A 15,559-nucleotide genomic window follows, 5' to 3' on the forward strand; every position below is an offset into this window, starting at 1 on the left:
TCAGGGGAGGAAAAGCAAACGGCATTCCAAGTTATTCAGCGCGGTCCTTCTGGGCCTCTTCCTGCTTCTTCACCACAGCTGCATAGTACTCGGGGCGGGTCTCGCGGAGGTGGTCTGCGGAGGCCTTTCCGGTCAGCCAGGCCAAATCCATGGGGTAGACCTCGGGATCGAAGATCACCAGGTACCAGTGCCACACGAGGATGGAGAGGGTGGCCAGGATCGCCTCATACCAGTGGGCGGCCGTGGCGGCGTCGAGCACCCAGATGGGGAAGTGCTTGAGGCTCCAGTTCTGCGCCCAGAGGAGGAGGCCCGTCACGGCCATCACCACGGTGCCCCACATGAAGGCCCAGTACTCCATCTTCTCCGCGTAGCCGAACATGCCGAAGGTGGGCCGCTTGTCCGTCAGGCCCAGGTTGTAGCGCAGGGCGTTGGCGATGTCCTTGGCGTCCTGCCAGCCCGGCAGCAGCTCGAACAGGATCACGCGGTCGCGCTTCACCAGGGCGAGGTGGATCACATGCATCACGGTGGCGGCCATCATGACCACGGCCGCGATGCGGTGGACCCAGCCGCGGACCAGGCCGGCTCCGTTCATGCCCAGGACCTTCACCCAGCCCGCTTCCGGGAACTTCAGGGCGAAGCCGGTGATGACCAGGAGGATGAAGCTGACCATCACCATGCCGTGGGTGATGCGGAAGGTCTTGTTCATGCGCGGCAGCTGCTCACCCGTCCCGTGGTGGGGCTTGTGGCGACGCAGCTTGGCGAAGTAGTCCAGGCCGTTGTGGAAGAGCATGAAGCCGATGGTCATGGGGATGAGGGCGTAGTAGGCCCAGCGGATCCACTTCACCGAGATGTGCTCGATGCCGCCGGCGGTGCGCACATGCACCTTGCTGTGGGCGATCTTGTCGCCGGCGCCGGGGTGGCACTGCCCGCAGGTCTTCTGGAGGTTGGCGGGGTTGACCGTGGAGCGGATGTCCGCGGACGGCAGGATGTTGTGCACGCCGTGGCAGGAAGCGCAGTTGGCGGCGGTCTGCTGCCCGCCGCGGATGGCCAGGCCGTGGAAGCTGTCCTGGAAGGCCGGCACCTTGTCGCCGAAGCCGTAGCGCGAGTTCAGCCGCTCGTCGCCGTGGCAGCGGCCGCAGGTGACGGTGGACACGCGGGCGGCGTTCACCAGGGAGCCCGCCTCCTTGGGGGCCAGGATGTTGTGCTCGCCGTGGCAGCCCGTGCAGGTGGGGGAATCCTTGGAGCCGCGCTTGACCGCGAGACCATGCACGCTGTCGGCGTAGACGGCCTGGACATCGTTGTGGCAGACGCCGCAGGTCTCCGCCACATTCGCGCGGTTCACCTTGGCCTTGGGATCCGCGGAAGGCAGGATGTCGTGGCTTCCGTGACAATCGGAGCAGGAGGCGGCGCTGGCGTTCCCCTTGGCCACTTCGCGGCCGTGGACGCTCAGGCGGTAGGCTTCCACCGGCTTGGCGAACGGAATCTTGTGCTTGGCGAGAAAGTCCGGGTTGGAGTGGCAGGCCCCGCAGGTATCCGCCAGATTCTTCTTGTTCACGGTGGAGGCCGGGTCGCTGCTGGCCACGATCTGGTGCGTGGGGCCGTGGCAGGACTTGCAGGTGGCCGTATCGGCCATCCCGTTCTGCTTGGCGACGCCGTGGATGCTCTTCCCGTAGGCCTTCACCTGATCTTCGTGGCAGGTCGCGCACTTCACCGGCGCGGGCTTGTCGGCATGCGGCAGCTTCGTGATGCTGCTGTGGCAATCCGTGCAGGCCATGCTCCCGTGCTTGGTGGCGGCGAACTTGGCGAGATCCACCTCGTGGCACGAAGTGCAGTCCTGCGCGGTCGGGGCCGCGGCAAGGGCGAGGGAGAACAATCCAGCAAGCAGCAGACGCATAGCCACCTCTCAAGTCCTCTAACCCTAGCCTGAGTCTTCAGGTCGGTGCTAGGCCCTGGTGATCTGGATCACGACATTTGTCTGGATCCGCAGCAATCGCGACTCATCCGTACAGAAAAAACCGGGCGGAAAGCCCGCCCGGTTCGGTGCCTGAACCACCTCTCGGCGGATCACTTGCCCTTGTAGTCCTTCAGCCAGTTGAGATCGACCTCGGCGGCCTTCTTCTTGGCCTTGGTCTCTTCCAGGAACTTGCCGCGGGCGGACATCTCGCCGCCCTTCTTGGGGGCGCCCACATGGCAGGCCTTGCAATCCTTGACCTCGGCGAAGCCGAGTTCCTGGGACTTCTTGACCCAAGGCATCTTGGCCTGGGCGGGAACAGCGAGAATCAGCGCCGCAGCGGCGATGAGGGTGGCGATGCGCATGGTGCCTCCGGGAAGTGGGGGTCCCGCGAACGGGACGGGTCGAGTCACAGGTCTGCAATAAGGGTACCGAGAATTGATGTCGTTACAAGACCCTGGAGGCGTTTGAATCGGCTAGAGCACCAGATGTTCCTGATATTCCCCGAATTCGCCGCGCAGGGAATCGCAGATCTCCCCCACCGTGGCCTCGGCCTTAACCGCCGCAAGGATGAGCGGCATCAGGTTTTCCGTACCGCGGGCGGCCTTGGAGAGGGCCGCGAGGCAGGCCGAGGCGGCCCCCTGGTCCCGGTTCGCGCGCACGGCGGCGATCTGGCGGCGGCGGGTCTCGCCCAGGGCCTCGTCCACCCTCAGCAGATCCGGCTTCACCTCGCCGCTGATGGCGAAGCGGTTCACGCCGACCACCACCTGCTCGCCCTTCTCCACGGCCTTCTGGTAGGCGTAGGCCGCGTTCTGGATCTCCCGCTGGGGGAAGCCCTTCTCGATGGCGCTCACCATGCCGCCCAGGTCGTCCACCTTGGCCAGCAGGGCCGCCGCGCGGGCATCCAGCTCGTCGGTGAGGGACTCGATGAAGTAGCTCCCGGCGAAGGGATCCACCACATCGGCCACCCGGGATTCGTAGGCCAGGATCTGCTGGGTGCGCAGGGCGATCATGGCGCTCTGTTCCGTGGGCAGGGCCAGGGCCTCGTCCCGGCTGTTGGTGTGCAGGCTCTGGGTGCCGCCGCACACGGCGGCCATGGCCTGGACGGTGGTGCGCACGATGTTGTTGTCCGATTGCTGGGCCGTGAGCGTGCTGCCCGCGGTCTGCGTGTGGAAACGCAACATCTGGCTTTTTGCATCGTCCGTCTTGAAACGCGTCTTCATGATCCGGGCCCAGAGTCGGCGGGCGGCACGGAATTTGGCGACCTCCTCGAAGAACTGGTTGTGGGCGTTGAAAAAGAAACTCAACCTCGGCGCAAAGGCCTCCAGCTTCAGTCCCGCATCCAGGGCGGCCTGCACATAGGCGATGCCGTCGCCCAGGGTGAAGGCGATCTCATGGGCCGCCGTGCAGCCCGCTTCGCGGATGTGGTAGCCCGAGATCGAGATGGTGTTCCAGTTGGGCACCTGGTCCGCGCAGAAGGCGAAGATGTCGGTGATGAGGCGCAGGCTCTGGCGGGGCGGGAAGATGTAGGTGCCGCGCGCCATGTATTCCTTGAGGATGTCGTTCTGGATGGTGCCGCTCACCTTGTCCCAGCCCACCCCCTGCTCTTCCGCCACGGCGAGGTAGAGCGCCAGCAGCACGCTGGCGGGGGCGTTGATGGTCATGCTGGTGCTGACCTTGTCCAAGGGGATGTCTCGGAACAAGGTGCGCATGTCGTGGATGGAGCTGATGCTCACGCCCACCTTGCCCACCTCGCCCAGGGCCATGGGGTGGTCGGGATCCATGCCGATCTGCGTGGGCAGATCGAAGGCCACGGACAGGCCCGTGGTGCCCTGCTCCAGCAGGTAGCGGTAGCGGGCGTTGCTTTCCTCGGCGGTGGCGAAACCCGCGTACTGGCGCATGGTCCAGAGCCGGCCCCGGTAGCCCGTGGGCTGCACATGGCGGGTGAAGGGGAACTTCCCGGGGGCCCCGAGATCCCGCAGGGGATCGTGGTCCGCCAGATCCGCGGGGGTATAGCTGTTCTTCAGGGGAATGCCCGAGCTGGTCTCGAAGACCTTCTCGCGCAGCTTCGCCGGATCTTCCTTCACCGTGAGCTGTGCCCGCACCTGCTCCAGGAAATCCCTCTGGTACATGAAGCCTCCGATGAGATCCACCTTATCGCCGGGTCGCACGCAGACGCTACACTGGCCCCTCCCTTTCCCCCGAGCCCGCCATGCCACTGCCGCCTCCGCCGCCCGCCTCCGTCCAACTCATCACCGGTGCCGATATCTGGACCGCCCAGGGGCCTCTGCACGGTCAGGCGCTCGCCCTCCGGAAGGGGAAGATCCTCGCCGTCGGGGCCGTCGAGACCCTGGCCAAGGCCCACCCCAAGGCCACCCGCATCGACCTGCCGGGCGGCACGCTGCTGCCTGGTCTCATCGAGGGGCACGCCCATGTGGGCGGCCTCGGCGCCCTCGCCCGCAAGGTGGACCTCACGGGCGCCGCCAGCCTGCCCGCCGCGCTGGACCGCATCAAGGCCTGGACCGCCACCCACGCCCAGGGCTGGCTGCTGGGCCGGGGCTGGGATCAGAACCGCTGGGCCACCAAGGCCTTCCCCCGCGCCCATGACCTCGATGTGCTCACGGGCACCCGACCGGCCTTCCTCCAGCGGGTGGACGGCCACGCCGCCTGGGTGAACAGCGCCGCACTGGCCATGGCGGGCATCGGCCCCAAGACGCCGGACCCCGAGGGCGGCCGCATCCTCCGCGACGAGTTCGGCCGGGCCACGGGCATCCTGCTGGACAATGCCGTGGACCTGGTCCAGAAGCTCATTCCCGAGCCCGGGCGCGCCGAGCTGGAAGCGCGCCTGAAGGCCGGACTGGAGGCCCTGCGCACCCAGGGATTCACCGCCGTGGCGGACATGGGGGTGACAGGCCCCGAACTGGCCGCCTACCGCCGCATGGCCGCTGCGGGAACGCTCCCCATCCGCGTCTTCGCCTACCTCAGCCACGATCATCGGCTGATGCTCCGCGAACTGAAGCAGCCCCGGCCCAAGAACCTGTCCTTCTTCCAGGTCCAGGGCGTGAAGTTCTACCTGGATGGCGCCCTGGGCAGCCGCGGCGCCCGGCTCCTGGCGCCCTACGCCGACGAACCCGCCACCCGGGGCCTCTGGGTCACGGAGCCCGCCAAGGTGGCCCTGGATGCGGCCATCACGATGAAGGCCGGCTACCAGCCCGCCATCCACGCCATCGGCGATGCCGCCAACCGCGCCGCGCTCGACCTGCTGGCCCAGGCCATGAAGAAGGGCCGGGGCGCCCTACCTCCCCGCATCGAGCACGCCCAGATCGTCACCGCCGAGGACGCCGCGCGCTTCGGCAGGCTGGGTGTGGTGGCCAGCGTGCAGCCCGTGCACTGCACCTCGGACCACAGCTGGACCCCCGCCCGCCTCGGCCCCGAGCGCCTGAACGAGGCCTTCCCCTGGCGCAGCTTCGAGAACGGCGGCGCCCTGCTGGCCTTCGGCAGCGACGCCCCCGTGGAGGATCCCAACCCCTTCATCAGCCTGGCCGCGGCCGAGACCCGGCAGGACCCGGACGGCAACCCGCCCGGCGGCTTCCTTCCCGCCCAGCGGCTCACGCGGCTCGAAGCCGTCCGCGCCTACACGGCAGGCAATGCGGCGGCCCTGGGGCGGACGAAGGACCTGGGCACCCTCCAGAAAGGGGCCGTGGCCGACCTCCTCTGGGTGCAGGCGCCGATCGGGGACCTCACCCCCGAGGCCCTGCGGAAGCTGAGGCCCGGACGCCTGTGGGTGAACGGCGTGGAAGTGCCCCTGGCACACTAGAGCCATGAGCCACCCCTCGAGCCTCCGCCCCGCCGCCCCCCTGCTGGCCCCGTCCCTGCTCTCCGCGGACTTCACGCGGCTGGGCGAAGAGCTGCGGATGATCGAGACCGCCGGGGCCCAGGTGGTGCATGTGGATGTCATGGACGGCCGCTTCGTGCCGAACATCACCATCGGCCTGCCCGTGGTGGAGAGCCTGCGGAAGGCCACGGCGCTGCCCCTGGACTGCCACCTGATGATCGTGGAGCCTCTGCGCTACGCCGCCGAGTTCGTGAGGGCCGGCGCCGACTGGGTGAGCGTCCATCAGGAGGCCGATCTCCACCTGCACCGCACCCTGGCCGCCATCCGCCAGGCCGGCGGCAAGGCCGGCGTGGTGCTGAACCCGGGCACCCCGGTGGAGACGCTGGTGGATCTCGTCGGCGACTTCGACTTCGTGCTGCTCATGAGCGTGAATCCCGGCTTCGGCGGCCAGAGCTTCATTCCCCGCGTGCTCGACAAGGTGAAGCGTCTGGATGCCCTCCGCACCGAGCGCGGCGTGCCCTTCTTCATCCAGGTGGACGGCGGCGTGAGCCTGAAGAACGCCGGGGATCTGGTGCGGGCCGGCGCCGACTGCCTCGTGGCGGGCAACGCCGTGTTCAAGGCCGCGGATCCGCGCATCGCCGTGACGGACCTGCTGGGAGGGATGGCCGCCGGCCGCCGGGCCTGAGCCTCCGGTCCGCTGCAGGATGCCACGCGCCCCAGGGCCCGCAGGCCACCGGCGCAGCGACAAGTCTCCAACTCACAATCACATCCCTGCGCATGGCCCCGGAGTGGCACCAGATCTGCTACCGAGGCATCCAATCCAGTGCCCGACTCGAAGGCCTGGCCAGGGAGGCACCCATGACACGGCATCGACGCGCAAGCACCTGGGCCCTGCTGCTGATGGTGGCGGGCCTCCACCTGAACGCCCAGCACGACCGCCGGGAGGAGGAAGCCCGCCCCCGGCGGCCGCAGGAGGGTCGCTCCCAGCCCGGCCGAAGCCTCGGTCGGGACCAGGACCGGGGCCGGGAGGCGCCGGTCCGGTCCGCCCAGGCCCCCCGGGAGCGGGGGTTCGAGGAGCGCCCGCGTCCGGAGCAACCTCGGCGGGGCGAACCGGAGCGGCTCCGGCGGGCCGAGGAAGTCCGGCCACGCCCGGAACCGCGGCCTGAGCGGAGGGAATCCGCCGTCCCCCGGGGCGCCCCTCCCACCCGGGACCTGGGCCGCCCGGTCCGTCCCGAGGCCGCCCGCGCCTGGCAGGCCCGGGAATCCTGGCGCCGGGACGCCTGGCCCGCCCGCCCCTCCTGGCGGGAGCACCGGGCCCACCGCTGGGAAAGCGAGCACCGCACCTGGGCCCAGCGCGGAGGCTACGGCGGCTACCGCATCCCCGAGCCGCAGTTCGTGGCCCGCTTCGGCGACCGGCACGCGTTCCGGATCGGGAGCCGCCCCGTGATCTACCGCGGCTACCCCCGGTTCCGCTGCGGCGGCTACTGGTTCCTCATCGTGGACCCCTGGCCCGAGTTCTGGGCGGACGAGTGGTATCTGTGGGACGACATGTACATCGACGATGCCTTCGACGGCTACTACCTCACGAGCCGCCGCCACCCGGGCATCCGGCTGGCGATCATGGTCTCGCTGTAGCCGCCAGCGCCGCCTTCGCCTTCCGCCGCATCCGCTTGATCTCCCGCTCCCGGCGCAGGGCCTCGCCCTTCGCGCCGCACCGCTCGCGGTAGACCAGCTCCAGCGGGCCGCGGCCCCGGGTGTACTTGGCCCCCTTCCCCGCCTGATGCTGCGCCAGGCGCGCCGCCACATCGAGGGCGATGCCGCAGTAGAGCGTGCCATCGCCGCAGCGGAGCAGATACACCCACCAGTTCACGGCGTCCGCCAGGAAGCCGGGAACGCTTCATCGAGGATCTGTTCAGCCGTGGCGCCATGGGCCGCGCGGAATCGGGCGGTGGCGAGGCAGAGGCCCGCGTTGTGGCCCCACCCGACGCCCCGGAGCCGGAGGGAGCCATCCGGCCCGACCTCGCCTTCGCAGGCGTTGCTGGGCCAGGCCGTCCATCCGAAGCGGCGGCCCGCGGCCAGCCGCAGGTCCTCCACCGCGTAGGGCCCCGAATCTCCCAGGCTGAGGCCGCGCTGGCCCGGCTTCAACCCCGGCCGCACATCCCGCTTCAGGGCTGCCACCTCCGCGGCATCGAGGGAGCGCTCCCATGTGGACCAGCGGTCTCCGGGCACATCGACCGCACTGCCCGATTCGGCTGGGCCCTCGCCCCACACCTCCCGGGGGGAAAGCTCCTGGCCCCCCGCGGAGCCCGTGAAGAAGGCCCAGCGTGGGTCCAATGGCAGATCAGGTAGCGAAGCCACGGCGGCGAGCGTCGTGTCCGCGGCCGCCCCGCGCACGACCGCGCAGTGGGTCAGAGGACAAAGGGCGCCGCCGGGGTGCTGGTGGCCATGCCCCTCCAGCCACCGGTCGAGCACGGCCGCCAGGGCCCGGCGGGCTTCCACCGGGGCGTCGGCTCCCAGCTCCCCCTCGGTGGCCGCGGCGATCCAGGCTTTCCGGGAGGCGGTCCAGGCGACCCGCCAGCCGTGGGCGGCGGCCTGCACGCGGACCGCGCCACGCAGGTCGTGGACGGGAAATCCTGGAGAGAACCGCACATGGCCGCGAAAGCGCCAGGATCTTCCGACCCGATGGGGCAGCCGCAGGCCGTTGACCACCAGAGGCCCTCGGAGGCGCTCGGCGGGCCAGACCACCGTGACCTGGTCCGCCAGGGTGGCCGAGTCCTTCACCCACGCCTCGGAGGGCCGGTTCTGCACCCCGGGCGGCGACGGCAGGACCCCACCCTGGAGCCAGGCCCGGAGCCACCGGTACGCCCATGCCTGCTCCCGGGTGGTGCCGCTGGCCAGGGCCCGGTCCAGACGATCCTGCAGGGCCCCGGCGGGTCGCTCCGCCTTGGCGGCCAGAGGGTGTCGATGACCCTCTGCGAAGAGGCAGCGGGCCTCCTCCTCCCAGCGCCGGAGACCTTGGGCGGCCAGCCGGCGGTGGGTCAGTTCGTGGCGCAGGATCGCCCCCAGATCCCGCCGTTGCAGCTGCACCCAAGGCCGCAGGTGGAGGGTGCCTCCCGACCACTGCGCCGCCCGGCCCGGCGGCGCGCCCGTGGACCGCTCAAAGGAGCCCGCGTCCAGGTGGATCAGCACCGTCCAGGGTCCCGGCGGCCAGGGTCCCTGCCCCGCCGTCACCGAGAAGGCCGCGCGAAGCGTCGCCTCGACCATGGGCCGGACCTCGATGTCCCCCTCGAACACCGGCGGAGTGAAGGCGGGATGGCCCTGCGACGCGGGCAGCACGAGTGTGGCGAGCGGCAGGAACATCAGCCCTTCAGCCCGAGGATTTCCCGGATTCGGACGAGCCCCTCCTGCTTGCCCCGGCCCCTGGGCAGATGGAGCACCACGATGGCCGAGCCCTTGCCGCCGGCCACCCAGGCGCTGGTGGCCGTGGGGTCGCCCGGAACCGGAGCCGTGCCGGTCTTGAACCACCACTGTTCCTTGCCGAAGAGGGCGTTGAACTCGACCCAGTAGCCCGCCAGGAACCGCTTGCCGAAGGTCACGACCTCAGCCTTGTCGGGTTCCATGAGCCAGCGGAGGAAGGCTTCGGGGCTGGTGCGCAGCAGGTCGCCGTCGCCGACCCAGGCTGGCGTCAGTGGCGGCAGGAGATCCCCGGGCGGCAGGCGCCGGCCCAGGAAAGGCGCGAACACCTCTTCCATGCGGACCCGGGCCGCGGCCTCGCCGTAGTCCTGCCTCCAGTGCATCTGGGCATCGCCGATCCAGGCCAGGAAGGCGAGGTTGCAGCTCTCCTTCAGGGCCGTGCCCAGATCCACCCGACCGTGGCCCTCCCGGTTCCAGCAGTGGAAGGAACCCGCCGCGCCCGTGCACTTGTACCGCACGCCCTGGCTGGCCCAGTCGGAGCCTTCGAGGCGCATCCACACCAGCTTCGCGAGGCTGCCCATGGGCGCCTCCCGGCCGGCCTCGCCGTAGACCCGCACCTCGCCATCGCCCAGCGTGATGGCGAAGCCTTCACCGGGTTGCAGGGCGGGCGACTTGGGGATGTCGGGCGCCGGCTGGATCGCCGCGAGGCAGGTGGCCGCGAGCGCGAACAGGATGCCCCTAGGGTTCCACATCGAAGGTCCCCAGGGTGGCCGGGCCCGCGCCCGGCAGAATGAGGCGTTCCCAGATCCAGCGGCGCTCCTGGTCGGTGCCGCCATCCAGCACCGCCTCCACCCGGATGCGGGCGGGCCGGCCTCCGCGCCAGCCGCCGGTCCACTTCAGCGTGTAAGTGCCTGGAGGGGGCGTGTCGTGGGTGTACTCGCCGGACCAGCGGAGCATGCCGCCGGAGGGCGTGCGACGCCCGCCCGTGGCCAGGGCCCCGTCGGGTTCCAGAACCTGGAGGCTGCCCCCGGTGTACTCGTCATTGGCCTGGATGCTGACGACGCGGAGCCGCGTCCGCGCCGTGGACACCCACCAGCTGCGGACCACTTTCAGTCCCGAGTCGGGTTCGAGGATCTCCAGGCGGTTCTCGCCGTTCTGGGCCGTGAGCTCGGTGACCAGAGTCGTGCCCACCCGGGCGGACCAGGTGTGCGTCGCGCCGTTGAACCAGACCCTCAGGGTGCGCTGGCGCCAGGCCTGGCGCGCCGTCTCGGCTTCCCGCTGGAGCCGCTCCTGTCGCAGCTGCTCGGCGGTGCGGGTGTCCTCCGTGCGGCCATCCCCACCGTCACCCTCGTATTCGTCCTCGTCGTAGCGCGGCGCAGCCTCGTCCTTCGGCGGGTTGGGATCCTTCGGGTCCACCAGCTTGATGCGCAGGCTCACCGCACGATCGCTGGACCAGCCGCCGAGGGCGGGCGACAGCTCCATCCGCCAGGCCTTCAGGTCCGGCACATAGGCGGCGGCCGGCGGCTTCGCGGACTTCGGCGACGGCGCCTTCTGGGCCCAGAGCCCCGTGGCCGCCAGCAGCAGGATCGGCACCATCCAGCGGTTCATCGCGCACCCCCGTCCTGCACCTTCAGGTCCAACCCGTCGCTGGTGACCCACTGCCCCTCGTTCGACATGAGGCTCAGCTTGGCCGGGCGCAGCCGATAGGTGCCCGCCATGCCTGCGCGGAGCAGGATGCGCACGGTGTGGGTGTTCCAGCTCCAGGTGCGGTGGAACAGGAAGGTCACCTTGTCGGAATGGACCTCGACGCGGGGCTTCATCCAGGTGTCGGAAGCGCCCTCTTCGGTGAAGGACTTGCCCTCGAGCACGAAGCCCTCGAGCTTCACGGTGGGGTTGAGCCCGCCCGGAATGGGCACTTCGAGCATCACATAGTCCGCGTCCCGGTCCGTGCGGAACTGCACTTCCATCCAGGCTTCGTCGCCGGCCTTCAAGGTTCCGGTCCAGGGCTGGCGGATCCATCCCTGACGGGCATTGCCCGTCTCCTGGGGCGTCCGAAGCTTCCACAGATGGCGGGTCACCGACAGGCGCAGCGCCGAGGAGGCCTCGGCCTTGGTCACACCGGCCGCGCTGCCGGGTACCTGGTAGGCGTAGGTCCAGACCAGCAGGCCCCGGCCGCTGGCCGTGACCGTCACGGGCTTCGGCTCCGCCATCAGGTGGCCGCCGGCCCTCGGTTCCCGGGCATTCCAGCGCCGCGCCTCGGGCCGCTCCTTGAACTCGAAGGCGGGACCGCCCTGCACCGCCGCCTGGATGGCCAGGGGCCCCCAGTCCAGCTTGCGGGTCTTCATGAGGTAGGGAAGCAGCTCCACGATCTGCGAGGTGCTCCAGGTGGAATACCAGCCGTAGCCGCGGTACTCGGAGGCCAGGAAGGTCTCCCCCTGGCGGATCAGCGGGGACTGCGGCTTCGCCAGGCAGAGGGCCTTCAGGGCCATCACCGTGGGCACCACATCGCCCGAGGCGTAGCTCCACCAGTCCTCCCGGCGGCCCTCCCAGCGGGCCAGCCCGCCCTTCAGCACCGCCCGCTGCTCCAGCCGCTCGGCCAGGGCCGCGGCCTTGGGATGCCGGACCTGGGCGGCCGCGAGGGCCGTCATGGCCAGCACATGATTGCCGCTCCAAGCGCCCTTCAGCACCTTGTCCGCGGCGCTGTCCACCAGCCCCGCGACGGGTTCTCCCGTCTGGGCCAGCGACAGGAGCAGGAAGGCCGCGTCGGCCTGAGGGTCCGCGCTGCGGCCCCGACCGCCCTGACCGCCTTGGCCAGAGGCCTGGTCAGCTTGCCGGGCCGCCTGCTGGAACAGGCTCATGGCGGCCTGGCGGCCCCGGCGGTAGACGCCCTCGTCCACGGTGTAGCCCAGGCGCTTCATGGTCGCGAAACTCTGGATGGCGTAGCCCGTGGTGTGGGGATTGGCGTCCAGGCCGAAATCCCCGGGCGCGTACCACCCCCAGCCGCCATTGGGCTGCTGGTAGCCGTAGACCTTGAACACGCCGTTGCGGATGTTGCGGTCCAGGTCCGTGAGCTTCTTCCAGTCGAGGTCGGGCATGGCGCCCTGCTTCACCAGGTCGGCCACCAGCAGGTTGGGCACGAAACTCGACAGGGTCTGCTCCACGCAGCCGTATGGATACCCGATGAGGTAGGGCAGCGACGGCGCCGCCAGGTGTTCGAGGTTGCCCACGGGCGTGAGCACCAGGCTCGCCTCGCCCTTGGCGCCGGGCGGGACGGGAACCGTGAAGGTCTGGGCTCCGCCGTCCAGCACGACGGAGCCGGACATGGAGGCCGGCACCAGCTGGTCGAGCACGGTGACGCGCTGCCGCTCGGCGTCCTTCAGGCCACCGCCCTCGACACGGGCCGTGACCGTGAGGGGTCCGGTCTTGTCGGAGAAGAGCGGCAGGGCGAAGCGGAACTCGCCCTGGTCCGGCAGGCTGAAGGCACCCTCGGGCGACCCCGTGACGCGCCCGTTCTGCACTTCCAGGCGGACCTTCCCCTGGATGGGCTGGCCCGAGAGGTTACGCACCAGCGCGATGGCCCGGGCCTCTTCGCCCACGCTGAGGGTGCGCGGCAGCGCGAGGGCCACCTGCAGGGGCTTGGCAGCGGGTTTGGAGCTGCGGCCCACGCCCACCTTGGTATCGGCGGTGACGGCCGTGGCCGTGGCCCGCCAGGCCGTGAGGTTGTCCGGCAGCACCAGATCCACGCTGGCCCTCCCGTCGCGGCCCGCGGCCACGAAGGGCGCCCAGTGGGCCGTGTCCTTGAAGTTCTGGCGCACCTTGTCGTCGTCATCGGCCTTGAACTCGCCGCGCTTCGTCTGCTTGAGGCTCCATACGGGCCGCTGCCGGCGCAGCAGGTCGTGGAAGCTCCAGTCGGTGGAGCCCGAGCGCAGCACGCCGTGGCGGCGCGTGGGATGGAAGAATCGAACGGGATCCGGATGCAGCTCCTGGCTCAGGGCGTAGATGGCTTCGTCTACCACACCCACGCTGAGGTCGGCGGGCGCCGGGCGCCCGGAGGCATCCTTCACCTCCACGGATACCTTCATGGGCTGGCCGGGCTGGTAGCGCTCCTTGTCCGTGGTCACGGCCACCTGCAGGCGGCGGTCCCGCTTCGGCACGCGGAGGGGCACTTCCACCATCTGGCGGCGGCCCTCCGCCACGATCTCGAACACAGCCCACACATTGGGCTGCATGGCCGCGGTCACGGGGATGTCCACCAGGGCGGTGGTGCCCTGAACCAGGCGCGTCTGCCGCTGGCCCAGGGCCTCGTGCTCGAGGGCCCAGTGCAGGGTGAGCCTGGGCCGGGGCAGCTGCACGAGCACCCGAGCGGTGTCGCCGGGCTGGTACTCGGGCTTGTCCGCCGCGGCGCGGAGATCCGGCACGGCCGGCAGGGGCGTCCCTTCGGCGGCCACGGTGATCTGGCGCTGGGCCGTGACGGGCCGGCCCTTGGCGTCTTTCGCCTCGGCCACCAGCAGGAAGGCCCCGCCTTCGGGAATGGTCAGCGTGGCCTGGGGACCCGGGGCGGACGCCACGGTCTCGCCGGGTTTGAGGGCATTGGGACGGGACCACCAGTAGGCGTTGTCCTTCTGGGCCACGATGCGGGCCGCCCGGAGGGCGATGGCCACGCCCGGGACCTCCTTGCCGTCGAGGTCGAGGGCGCGCGCAGTCACCTGGAAGGGCTTCCCGGGAAGTGCCACCTGCCGGTCGGCGGCGATCATCAGCACCAGGTCCCCGGCCGCGGCGCGCACCTGGGCCTGGCCGCTGTTGCGCTGGCCCGAGGCGTCGGCCACCTTCACGACCATGCGCCACAGCCCGTCGCTCTCGGCCTTGAAGACGGGAAGGTCGGCCTGGCCCTCGTCGTCCAGGTCCAGCTGGCCGCTTTCCATCAGCTCGGGCGCCGGGCCGGAATCCTCGTCATCCCAGATCCAGCGCACCTTGGGCGGCACCACCCTGTAGAGGAACCAGTCCGCCTTGGCACCCCGCACCGCGGCACCGTAGAAATAGCGGGCATTCGCGTGGAAGCTCAGCGCATCGCCCAGGCCCACCTTGGTCTTCCCGGTGGTCACCTTCACCTCGAAGGCGGGCTTCACGAACTGCTCGACCTTGAACTCGGCCTGCCCCGGCCCCTGGGGCCCCTGGAACACCACCCGGTAGAGGCCCAGGCGCCCGGCACCCGGCAGGTTGAACTGCGCAGCGTAGGTGCCGGTCTCGGCATTCAGCAGCTTCGCCTGGCCCTCGGCGACCTTCGTGTCTTCCGGATCCAGCACGGTGAAGGGGAGCGCCTGGACGCCACCGGCCACGCGGTTCTCACCGTCCTCCACGCGCCGGAGGATGGCCTTCACGAACACCTCCTGGCCGGGGCGGTAGAGGGGGCGCTCCGTGAAGGCGTAGAGCCGCTGCCGCACGGAGGCTGCGCTCTGCCCTTCGCTGGCGAGGATGGCAAAGCTGGCGCCGCTCCGGACCAGCACTACCCGCCGCACACCGGGCGCAGCGGGCGACTCGGCCTTGCCGGCGCCATCGAAGGCCAGCGCCAGGGCCTTGGCGCCCTCCAGCATCTGCCCGGTCACACCCGCCCGGGGCGCGCCGTCGCGGGCATCCACTGCCTGCAGGCGGATACGGCCACCGTCCTGTTCGGAGAGCAGGGCGAGGTCCGTCACCAGCCAGGGCACATAGGCCGCGTCACTGCCCCGAATCACTTCCACCAGGTAGAGCCCGGCGGCCTGGGCCGGCAGTTCCACGCGGCTGAGGAACCCGTCGTCGCCGGATTCGTCGTCTTCCTGTCCCCGCTTGCCGGTGAGGTCCTCCTGGATCCGGGGCACGATCTCGGTGACGAAGGTGATGCCCGGCTGACCCTCCAGCGGCAGCGCGGAACCCTCCCGGACCTTGCCGGGGCTGGTGCGGGCGGAGGTGAGCCGGTCGGTCTGCTTGGCCGCGTCCCGCAGCCCCTGGCTGGCGGTGCGGTGGACCGTCACGAAGGCCCGCCGGCCGCCCCAGAGCACCGCTTCCCGCAAGACATCGAGGGGATCCTGGGCGCCCCGGGCGCCCTCCGCCACGGCGTTGCCGCGATCCAGGAGGACCTTCTTCAGGAAGGTGTCCGGATCCTCCACCCGGTAGAGGCGGATGCGGGCCTCGGCAGGGATGGGCCCCGCCGCCTCCAGCTGCCCCGCCTTGCCGGGCAGGGTGGGACGGAGCGTGGCGAAGGCGCCGGTCCAGCCGCCTTCGCGCCAGGGCGCCTCGGCGCCCCGCTTCTGGGCCGTGCCATGGGTGGGCAGCAGGAGGAGCGCGGGCAGGAGGAGGGTGACGAGGGGACGGAACCAGCGCAT

11 protein-coding genes are annotated in these 15,559 nt (G+C 70.4%); 3 read left to right on the forward strand and 8 right to left on the reverse strand.

Features of this window, described 5'->3' with window-relative positions:
* Positions 1–31: 31 nt before the first annotated feature.
* From QUD34_RS09145 to QUD34_RS09155, 3 genes are all read right to left on the reverse strand, one after another.
* Complete coding sequence (locus tag QUD34_RS09145; protein ID WP_286353389.1) at positions 32–1,894, reverse strand: cytochrome c3 family protein; 1,863 nt, start codon at positions 1,892–1,894, stop codon at positions 32–34.
* Between the two features lie 170 nt (positions 1,895–2,064).
* A complete protein-coding gene (locus QUD34_RS09150) occupies positions 2,065–2,316 on the reverse strand; it encodes a hypothetical protein (RefSeq protein WP_286353390.1) in 252 nt (83 codons plus the stop codon).
* A 111-nt stretch (positions 2,317–2,427) separates the two neighbouring features.
* Positions 2,428–4,083: an acyl-CoA mutase large subunit family protein gene (locus QUD34_RS09155; RefSeq protein ID WP_286353391.1), complete on the reverse strand. Its 1,656-nt coding sequence runs from the start codon at positions 4,081–4,083 to the stop codon at positions 2,428–2,430.
* 80 nt (positions 4,084–4,163) lie between these two features.
* Between QUD34_RS09155 and QUD34_RS09160 the strand changes: the two genes are divergently transcribed.
* The 3 genes from QUD34_RS09160 (at position 4,164) to QUD34_RS09170 (ending at position 7,421) form a co-directional block, all read left to right on the forward strand.
* On the forward strand, positions 4,164–5,768 hold the full coding sequence (locus QUD34_RS09160) for an amidohydrolase (RefSeq protein WP_286353392.1): 1,605 nt from the start codon (positions 4,164–4,166) through the stop codon (positions 5,766–5,768).
* 4 nt (positions 5,769–5,772) lie between these two features.
* A complete protein-coding gene (gene rpe, locus QUD34_RS09165; RefSeq protein ID WP_286353393.1) occupies positions 5,773–6,471 on the forward strand; it encodes a ribulose-phosphate 3-epimerase in 699 nt (232 codons plus the stop codon).
* Positions 6,472–6,644: 173 nt separating this feature from the next.
* Positions 6,645–7,421: a hypothetical protein gene (locus QUD34_RS09170; protein ID WP_286353394.1), complete on the forward strand. Its 777-nt coding sequence runs from the start codon at positions 6,645–6,647 to the stop codon at positions 7,419–7,421.
* Here QUD34_RS09170 and QUD34_RS09175 read toward each other — a convergent pair.
* From QUD34_RS09175 to QUD34_RS09195, 5 genes are read right to left on the reverse strand one after another with little or no spacing between them, the layout of a single operon-like run.
* On the reverse strand, positions 7,405–7,656 hold the full coding sequence (locus QUD34_RS09175; protein WP_286353395.1) for a GIY-YIG nuclease family protein: 252 nt from the start codon (positions 7,654–7,656) through the stop codon (positions 7,405–7,407). The two genes, QUD34_RS09170 and QUD34_RS09175, sit on opposite strands and share 17 nt — an antisense overlap.
* Complete coding sequence (locus QUD34_RS09180) at positions 7,653–9,146, reverse strand: hypothetical protein (RefSeq protein ID WP_286353396.1); 1,494 nt, start codon at positions 9,144–9,146, stop codon at positions 7,653–7,655. The genes QUD34_RS09175 and QUD34_RS09180 overlap by 4 nt, the downstream gene beginning before the upstream one ends.
* Positions 9,146–9,952: a hypothetical protein gene (locus QUD34_RS09185; protein WP_286353397.1), complete on the reverse strand. Its 807-nt coding sequence runs from the start codon at positions 9,950–9,952 to the stop codon at positions 9,146–9,148. The genes QUD34_RS09180 and QUD34_RS09185 overlap by 1 nt, the downstream gene beginning before the upstream one ends.
* The gene (locus tag QUD34_RS09190) at positions 9,939–10,808 is read right to left on the reverse strand and encodes a hypothetical protein (RefSeq protein WP_286353398.1); all 870 of its coding nucleotides are present in this window, start codon (positions 10,806–10,808) and stop codon (positions 9,939–9,941) included. Before QUD34_RS09190 ends, QUD34_RS09185 begins: the two co-directional genes overlap by 14 nt.
* Positions 10,805–15,559 carry an alpha-2-macroglobulin family protein gene (locus QUD34_RS09195; RefSeq protein ID WP_286353399.1) on the reverse strand — a complete coding sequence of 1,585 codons (4,755 nt, stop codon included), beginning with the start codon at positions 15,557–15,559 and terminating at the stop codon, positions 10,805–10,807. The genes QUD34_RS09190 and QUD34_RS09195 overlap by 4 nt, the downstream gene beginning before the upstream one ends.

Source organism: Geothrix oryzae (assembly GCF_030295385.1).
Classification (GTDB): domain Bacteria; phylum Acidobacteriota; class Holophagae; order Holophagales; family Holophagaceae; genus Geothrix; species Geothrix oryzae.

Coding starts and splice junctions, on each gene's coding strand:
- QUD34_RS09170 (WP_286353394.1), top strand. CDS start 6,645: ATGACACGGCATCGACGCGCAAGCACCTGGGCCCTGCTGCTGATGGTG.
- QUD34_RS09150 (WP_286353390.1), bottom strand. CDS start 2,316: ATGCGCATCGCCACCCTCATCGCCGCTGCGGCGCTGATTCTCGCTGTT.
- QUD34_RS09185 (WP_286353397.1), bottom strand. CDS start 9,952: ATGTGGAACCCTAGGGGCATCCTGTTCGCGCTCGCGGCCACCTGCCTC.
- QUD34_RS09145 (WP_286353389.1), bottom strand. CDS start 1,894: ATGCGTCTGCTGCTTGCTGGATTGTTCTCCCTCGCCCTTGCCGCGGCC.
- QUD34_RS09155 (WP_286353391.1), bottom strand. CDS start 4,083: ATGTACCAGAGGGATTTCCTGGAGCAGGTGCGGGCACAGCTCACGGTG.
- QUD34_RS09190 (WP_286353398.1), bottom strand. CDS start 10,808: ATGAACCGCTGGATGGTGCCGATCCTGCTGCTGGCGGCCACGGGGCTC.
- QUD34_RS09180 (WP_286353396.1), bottom strand. CDS start 9,146: ATGTTCCTGCCGCTCGCCACACTCGTGCTGCCCGCGTCGCAGGGCCAT.
- rpe (WP_286353393.1), top strand. CDS start 5,773: ATGAGCCACCCCTCGAGCCTCCGCCCCGCCGCCCCCCTGCTGGCCCCG.
- QUD34_RS09195 (WP_286353399.1), bottom strand. CDS start 15,559: ATGCGCTGGTTCCGTCCCCTCGTCACCCTCCTCCTGCCCGCGCTCCTC.
- QUD34_RS09160 (WP_286353392.1), top strand. CDS start 4,164: ATGCCACTGCCGCCTCCGCCGCCCGCCTCCGTCCAACTCATCACCGGT.